The sequence below is a fragment of the Falsirhodobacter sp. 1013 genome (assembly GCF_051195255.1).
In the GTDB taxonomy this organism is placed as follows: Bacteria; Pseudomonadota; Alphaproteobacteria; order Rhodobacterales; family Rhodobacteraceae; genus Falsirhodobacter.
Map to the genome: position 1 here is coordinate 1 of NZ_JBNJLK010000034.1, position 6,092 is coordinate 6,092.

Genomic DNA, 6,092 nt, shown 5'->3' on the forward strand with positions numbered 1-6,092 from the left:
AAGAGCCGTTCGCCCGCCTGCCGGGAGAGCGGTGTTTTGCCTTGTTAAGCGGTATTGTCGCAAGCATACTCTCGTCCGGACAACTGCGTTGCCCGAACTCGCGCTTGTGAGGGGGTGTTGCACCCCCTTCAATCCCCCGATCCGGCGCAGCCGGAATGGGGCCAGCCCCAAACCCCGGCGGGCGTTGCCCCTGTACCCCGAAAGGTGCCAGCGGATGCGAATCGAGATACGGACCACCCCCGAGGACAAGGAACGCTGGCAGAAGATTGCCGCGAGCAAGGGCGTGTCGTTGTCGGAACTGGTGCGCGTCACGCTGGACAGCCAGCGCCTGCGCAAACGCCGCGATCCGCCTAAGGTCGATCCCGACCTGTTGCGCGAGCTTGCCCGCATCGGCAACAACCTCAATCAGCTTGCCCGTGCCGCGAACCGTCGCCAGCCCGTGCCGGCTGCGGCGCTCCTGCTGCAGCTGATCGAGATCGACCGCGAGCTTGCCGCCGTGCGCGCGGCGCACGAACGGCCCGCCGATGCTGATTAAGTTCACCACCGGAGGCCGCGGCGGCGGCGGCGAAGTTGCCGCCTACCTCACCAGCCCCGATCGCGCAGGGCGCGATCATGCGCCGCCTGAGGTGGTGCGCGGTGACATGGACCGGACCCGTGAGCTGATCGACAGCATCGACCGCCAGTGGAGCTACACCCACGGCGTCCTGTCTTTTGCCTTGGAGGACGCGCCGACCGAGGACCAACAGCGCGAGGCGATGGACGCATTCGAGCGTCTGGCCTTCGCGGGCATGGACCCCGAGCAATACGACATCACGTGGGTTCGCCATCAGCACACCGAGGGCGGGCGCGTGGAGTTGCATTTCGTGACGCCGCGCATGGAGCTTTCCACCGGAAAGGCGCTGAACGTCGCGCCGCCCGGCTGGGAACGGTCCTATGCGCCGCTGCGGGACATGCTGAATTGGACGCATGGCTGGGCGCGGCCCGACGATCCGGCGCGGGCGACAGAGCATCAGCGCGCGCCGGAGAGAGCCGACGACGGCTTCCGGCTGCGCGAGGGCCGCGACGGCATCCATGCCTACCTGACGGAACTTGTAGCGGCAGAGCGGGTCACGGACCGCGCCAGCATGGTCGCAGCGCTGCACGAGGTGGGTTTGCAGACACCCCGTCAGGGCAAGGATTACCTAACCGTCCAAGACCCAGAAAGCGGCGAGAAATACCGCATGAAGGGCAGGATCTACGAGAAAGGATGGACGTATGACCGAGAGCTTGACCGAGCGGCTGCAAAAGAAGCTGTCCAGCCAGACGGCCGAGATCGAGGCCATGACCTCGGCCGAGCTGAAGCAGCTCGCGGCGAGCTTGAGGCAGCAATCGGAAAACGAGCTGCGCACCATGCAGAACGCTATCCAAGGCGTGAACCTGAGCATGACCAAGGAATTGCGAATATTGCGTCAGACGGGGCGCTGGTGGTGGATCGCTCTGGCAGTGACGTGGATGATGGTGGCGGGCTTATCAGTCTGGCACTCGATGCGTTCCGACGCGCCGGGGATCGAGCAGTTCCAGAGTTTCACCAAGGACGGTCGCACGATCCTGCTTCTGCCGGACGGGACCGAGGCGATGACGTGCTACAGGACCGGGAGCACGGACCCGCTTCGGTGCGCAGCCCTGCCGACGAAGGATTGACTGATGGACCAACTGACAGCCTTAGAACGCGCCTTGCTCGAACAGTTCGAGGCGTTGGCCAAAGCCTTCGAGACTTCGCAGGGAGCGTCCGAGACCGCGCTACAGCAGTTCGCATCGTTCTCCAGCGCGACATGCGAACGGCTCAGCCGGATCGAGAAGAAGCAGCGCGACATAGAGAGTTTTCAGACCAAGCTGCTCGCGTCCTTGAACGAGCAGAGCGCACTCACCGAGAACTTGGTGAAGCAGGTGAACGCGCTGATAGTCGAACGGCGGCGATGATCGCGGAACGGCAGGAGCGTGATCGTGCCGCCGCGCAGGAAGCCGAACAGGTGCGGCGTCGGGAACGCAGTCGTGGCAGCGATTATGGCCTGTAGATCACGTCCGCTGCCGGGACGTAGCGAAGTTCGCTCAGTGAACGAATGCTTCCAGAATGGGGCATGCGCCCGGCCCTTGATGGGTGCATTGTTCCGCGAGGTGGCGCAGAGCATCCCGCGCCTTTTTCATCTCCGCGATCTGCTGATCCAGCGCTTGGAGCCGCCGATAGGCCATCTGCCGCGCCCGTTCCCGATCTTGGCAGGTGTCCAGGTCGATCAACTCCTTGATCTCGTCGAGCGTGAACCCTGCCCGCTGCGCGGCCCGGATGAAGCGTAGGCGCTTCACGGCATTTTCGTTGTATCGTCTGATACCGGAAGGAACCGTTGGCGTGTCGAGAAGCCCTTTCCGCTGGTAGAAACGGACGGTTTCGACACCCACCCCGGCGGTGTCGGCAAACTGCTTAATTGTCAGGCTCACGTCTTGACTCCGTACTATAGTACGGACCCTATATAGCATCCGGTCAAGATTTGCGAAAGCCGGATGCCATGACTGTCACACTGCATGCCCCCAAAGTCGCCACGCTCTATCGCATGGTCATGGATAAGCACCTCTGTCCCTACGGGCTGAAGGCCAAGGATCTTCTGCAACGGCAGGGATACCAGGTCGAGGACCGTTGGCTGACGACGCGCGCAGAGACGGATGCATTCAAGGCGGAGCATCAGGTGATGACCACGCCGCAGGTGTTCATCGGGCCTGACCGGATAGGGGGCTATGATGACCTGCGCCGCCACTTCGGCAAGTCTGTCGCTGATCCGAAGGCCACCACCTACAAACCGATCATCGCCTTGTTTGGCATGACGCTGCTCATGGCCTTGGCCACGAGCCTTGCGGTCTATGGCACGCCCTTCACGGTGCGCGCCGCTGAATGGTTCATCGCATTCAGCATGGCCATTCTTGCCCTGCTGAAGCTCCAGAACGTCGAAAGCTTCGCCACGATGTTCCTGAACTATGACCTGCTTGCGAAACGGTGGGTGCGCTATTCCTACATCTATCCCTTTGCCGAAGGCTTCGCGGGCATTCTGATGATCGCGGGGGTCCTGAACTGGCTGTCCGTGCCCGTCGCCCTGTTCATCGGAACGGTTGGAGCTGCCTCGGTATTCAAGGCCGTCTACATCGACCGCCGCGAGTTGAAATGCGCATGCGTCGGGGGATCGAGCAATGTGCCGCTCGGCTTCGTTTCCCTGACCGAGAACCTCATGATGATCGCTATGGCCGTATGGATGGCGCTCATGGGATCGGGCCTCATCAGCGTGGCTCACTCCTGACCCCGCAGCCCGGTGACTTTAACCCAGCAAGACGGAGATCCTGCAAATGCTGACCAAGAAGACGATTATGGCCGCCACCATGGCCGCGCTGCTGACGACGCCTGCCATCGCTCAATCGAGCATGGACCATTCCGCTCATGCGGAAGGCCCCATGGCGGACTACATGGCGACTATGGACACCATGATGGAGTCCATGAACGGCATGACGTCCTCGGGCAATGCAGATGCCGATTTCCTTTTGATGATGATCCCGCACCATCAGTCTGCCATCGACATGGCGAAGGTCGAGCTTGAGCAAGGCAAGGATCACGAGACGCAAGAGATGGCTGAAAAGATCATCGCGGCGCAGGAGCAGGAAATTGCCGAGATGAAGTCGATGCTGGAACGTCTTGGGGTCGAAGCACCCGAATAAGACCCTCGGGAGCGGCTTTGGCCGTCCTCCTTTTGAAAGCTCGTTAGGGCTCGTTGCCGCCCCGCCCGCCCTATAGTCCGCTCTGATCCAAGCGGGGCGGGGCTATCGTGTCGCCCGTCCTGTTAGGCGCGCCCACAGGCCTGCTTTTGGCATTTCTGCGATTGGCGCTGGTGGTGGCGCAAGCGAAAGACGTTCCGCCATGTCCCGCCACTTGTCTCTATCCGTCCGAATATCGGCCAGAGTGCCGCGCAGCACATCAAGCTCGCGCTCTAACGCAGCTATTGCATGGGTGTTTTCAGGTATTGCGTCGTGTTTCACGAAAGGCTTTTCGAGGTCTTGCGCTGCAAGAGGGGGGAAGACGCGATGCAGTTCTGCCACATCTATCATCCATGTGCCTTTGTCATCCTTATGACCTGACAAACGCCCATTTTTTAAGGCTCTAGTGATAGTCGCCGTTGCGACCCCTGTAGCCTTTGCTGCCTGTCCCGCCGTGTATTTCATGGGTCTTGCGTGCCTCTTGCGTCGCGTTTCATGAAAGACTTGCATAGGTCTTGCAGCGCAAGGGCCGACTTTGCAATTAGCCTTTGCGCTCAAGATAGGATTCCATGTCCATCTGCTCTGGTTCATGACGTTCTGTAGCGGGCATGTCAGGTTCCATTCCATCGAGGAACGGTTGAGACGGAGGCTCAAGGCCAGGGCCGGAGGGTAGTTGACGCTCGCTAGGATACAGAGTTGGTAGGCGTCGTAGCGGGGTCCCATCTATCGTCAGGCCATCTTGGTCTTCAGCGTCTGCGATCACCGTTGCCGAGAAGGCTGACAGGCGCAGTTGGTCACGGGATTGCCCCCATGCCACTTGATCGTTGATGACATAAGCGGCCTCTTTGCCTTTGCCGATGCGAACGACTTGTATCCAGCGCTCCGCAGCAAGGTCTGCAATCGCGGTGCGGATGGTGCGATCTGTCACCCCCAACATCTGTGCCAAGACCTTCTGGGGGACGATCACTGCGTTCTGAGGTCCCATGTGGGCCACCAGTTGATGGAGGACTGCCGAGGCAGTGGGCTTCCGCATAGCAAATTTTGCCCAAAGCTCATGAGCCTTCCGCTCAGTCTGAACCCACTGTCCAGCCTTGTTGTGGACCGGTCGTCCAATTTCCGGAGGTGCGGAATTTCTACGCAAATTTATGTCCTCGTCGTTCCATATTCAGGAAGCAATTTTAGGCGTCATATTTCCTAAAACGTGAAAAGGTGCGGAAGCAAGCTGCTTCCGCACCCCCGGAAGCAGTGCTTCCGCACCCCCCCCATCAAGTGTTTGATATAAAACAGTAAATTTTTTCCGCCTTCTTATGATCTTAAGGACGGCAAAAAATCCCCAGTCCGGGCGCGCAAGCGCGCCGGGGGGAAGCGCGACTCCAAGCGCTGGCGACCCCCCGCCTTCGGACGGGCTGGGGAGTTTTTGTTGGCCTAGCACTCGCGGTGCCTCGATGGCAGCGCGAGTGGTTGAGGGGGGTCTGGGGGGAGGTGGGACTAGCTCTTTGCCCAGTCATGTATTACTTATTGGTATTGGTTGGTCATGCTGAGAGCAGGAGGCTGCAATGGCTCGCAATACGTCCGTGTCCCTCGGGGACCACTTCATGGGGTTCATCAGCGATCAGGTGCAGGCAGGGCGCTACGGATCGGCCAGCGACGTGGTGCGGGCCGGGCTGCGGCTGCTTGAGGAGCATGAGGCCAAGGTGAAGGCGCTACAGGTCGCGCTGATCGAGGGCGACGAGTCCGGAGAGCCGCAACCTTTCGACTTTGCCGCTTTCAAAGACCGTAAGCGCGCCGAGTTCGAAGGCTGATGAAGATCCTGCGTTTCTCGCCTGCCGCCGCCGCCGATCTGGACGGCATCTGGGACTATACCGCCGAGCGGTGGGGGGTCAGGCAGGCGGAGAGCTACACAGACGCGCTACAGGGGGCCTGTGAAGCCCTTGCAGCGGGCACACGGGTAGGACGCCCTGCCGATGTGCGTCCCGGCGTCCTGAAGGCCCTTGTAGGGGCGCACATGGTCTATTTCCGGGACAGGGGCGACCATCTGGCTGTCATCCGCATCCTGCACCAGCGTCAGGACGTGTCGCGCAACCTGTAGAGGCCCGGTTTTTGTGTGTCGGGAGGACCGGAAATCCCGCAGCGGTAGCCCATTCCATGTTTCGTCCTGGCGGAAGCTGACGAACCCGAAGGCCTCATGGCGGATCAGCGGCACCGACCCTATCACAGCACCTCTTTCACCCAATCACCTACCTCTTGAAGAGCCGTTCGCCCGCCTGCCGGGAGAGCGGTGTTTTGCCTTGTTAAGCGGTATTGTCGCAAGCATACTCTCGTCC

The 6,092-nt window shown here is 60.8% G+C and carries 10 protein-coding genes and 1 pseudogene; 8 read left to right on the plus strand and 3 right to left on the minus strand.

Features of this window, described 5'->3' with window-relative positions; all coding sequences use genetic code 11:
- The first annotated feature begins 214 nt into the window (after positions 1 to 214).
- The 4 genes and pseudogenes from ACSHZY_RS18595 to ACSHZY_RS18610 all read left to right on the plus strand — a co-directional run bounded on the left by ACSHZY_RS18595 (position 215) and on the right by ACSHZY_RS18610 (position 1,959).
- Complete coding sequence (locus ACSHZY_RS18595) at positions 215 to 535, plus strand: MobC family plasmid mobilization relaxosome protein (RefSeq protein WP_435171693.1); 321 nt, start codon at positions 215 to 217, stop codon at positions 533 to 535.
- A gap of 106 nt (positions 536 to 641) precedes the next feature.
- Positions 642 to 944 (plus strand): annotated as a pseudogene (locus ACSHZY_RS18600) (relaxase/mobilization nuclease domain-containing protein); the annotation flags it as partial.
- Between the two features lie 310 nt (positions 945 to 1,254).
- A complete protein-coding gene (locus ACSHZY_RS18605; protein ID WP_435171708.1) occupies positions 1,255 to 1,680 on the plus strand; it encodes a hypothetical protein in 426 nt (141 codons plus the stop codon).
- 3 nt (positions 1,681 to 1,683) lie between these two features.
- Entirely contained in the window at positions 1,684 to 1,959 is a 276-nt protein-coding gene (locus tag ACSHZY_RS18610) for a hypothetical protein (protein ID WP_435171709.1), read from the plus strand.
- Positions 1,960 to 2,088: 129 nt separating this feature from the next.
- On the opposite strand, the gene ACSHZY_RS18615 is transcribed toward ACSHZY_RS18610, so the two are convergent.
- Positions 2,089 to 2,472: a MerR family transcriptional regulator gene (locus ACSHZY_RS18615; RefSeq protein WP_435171695.1), complete on the minus strand. Its 384-nt coding sequence runs from the start codon at positions 2,470 to 2,472 to the stop codon at positions 2,089 to 2,091.
- Positions 2,473 to 2,540: 68 nt separating this feature from the next.
- Here ACSHZY_RS18615 and ACSHZY_RS18620 point away from each other — a divergent pair, with 68 nt between their 5' ends.
- Both ACSHZY_RS18620 and ACSHZY_RS18625 read left to right on the plus strand, forming a co-directional pair.
- The gene (locus tag ACSHZY_RS18620) at positions 2,541 to 3,320 is read left to right on the plus strand and encodes a MauE/DoxX family redox-associated membrane protein (protein ID WP_435171696.1); all 780 of its coding nucleotides are present in this window, start codon (positions 2,541 to 2,543) and stop codon (positions 3,318 to 3,320) included.
- Positions 3,321 to 3,366: 46 nt separating this feature from the next.
- Complete coding sequence (locus tag ACSHZY_RS18625; protein WP_435171698.1) at positions 3,367 to 3,732, plus strand: DUF305 domain-containing protein; 366 nt, start codon at positions 3,367 to 3,369, stop codon at positions 3,730 to 3,732.
- A 102-nt stretch (positions 3,733 to 3,834) separates the two neighbouring features.
- On the opposite strand, the gene ACSHZY_RS18630 is transcribed toward ACSHZY_RS18625, so the two are convergent.
- Together ACSHZY_RS18630 and ACSHZY_RS18635 are read right to left on the minus strand one after the other, a co-directional pair.
- On the minus strand, positions 3,835 to 4,233 hold the full coding sequence (locus ACSHZY_RS18630) for a hypothetical protein (protein ID WP_435171700.1): 399 nt from the start codon (positions 4,231 to 4,233) through the stop codon (positions 3,835 to 3,837).
- A 76-nt stretch (positions 4,234 to 4,309) separates the two neighbouring features.
- Complete coding sequence (locus tag ACSHZY_RS18635) at positions 4,310 to 4,696, minus strand: hypothetical protein (RefSeq protein ID WP_435171702.1); 387 nt, start codon at positions 4,694 to 4,696, stop codon at positions 4,310 to 4,312.
- A 628-nt stretch (positions 4,697 to 5,324) separates the two neighbouring features.
- Between ACSHZY_RS18635 and ACSHZY_RS18640 the strand changes: the two genes are divergently transcribed.
- Complete coding sequence (locus ACSHZY_RS18640; protein WP_435171704.1) at positions 5,325 to 5,570, plus strand: type II toxin-antitoxin system ParD family antitoxin; 246 nt, start codon at positions 5,325 to 5,327, stop codon at positions 5,568 to 5,570.
- Entirely contained in the window at positions 5,570 to 5,857 is a 288-nt protein-coding gene (locus ACSHZY_RS18645) for a type II toxin-antitoxin system RelE/ParE family toxin (protein ID WP_435171706.1), read from the plus strand. Before ACSHZY_RS18640 ends, ACSHZY_RS18645 begins: the two co-directional genes overlap by 1 nt.
- Positions 5,858 to 6,092: the final 235 nt, after the last annotated feature.

Excerpts from the sequence above, each read along its gene's own strand:
- ACSHZY_RS18640 (WP_435171704.1), top strand. The coding sequence starts at position 5,325 with ATGGCTCGCAATACGTCCGTGTCCCTCGGGGACCACTTCATGGGGTTC.
- ACSHZY_RS18625 (WP_435171698.1), top strand. The coding sequence starts at position 3,367 with ATGCTGACCAAGAAGACGATTATGGCCGCCACCATGGCCGCGCTGCTG.
- ACSHZY_RS18630 (WP_435171700.1), bottom strand. The coding sequence starts at position 4,233 with ATGAAATACACGGCGGGACAGGCAGCAAAGGCTACAGGGGTCGCAACG.
- ACSHZY_RS18605 (WP_435171708.1), top strand. The coding sequence starts at position 1,255 with ATGACCGAGAGCTTGACCGAGCGGCTGCAAAAGAAGCTGTCCAGCCAG.
- ACSHZY_RS18620 (WP_435171696.1), top strand. The coding sequence starts at position 2,541 with ATGACTGTCACACTGCATGCCCCCAAAGTCGCCACGCTCTATCGCATG.
- ACSHZY_RS18610 (WP_435171709.1), top strand. The coding sequence starts at position 1,684 with ATGGACCAACTGACAGCCTTAGAACGCGCCTTGCTCGAACAGTTCGAG.
- ACSHZY_RS18595 (WP_435171693.1), top strand. The coding sequence starts at position 215 with ATGCGAATCGAGATACGGACCACCCCCGAGGACAAGGAACGCTGGCAG.
- ACSHZY_RS18645 (WP_435171706.1), top strand. The coding sequence starts at position 5,570 with ATGAAGATCCTGCGTTTCTCGCCTGCCGCCGCCGCCGATCTGGACGGC.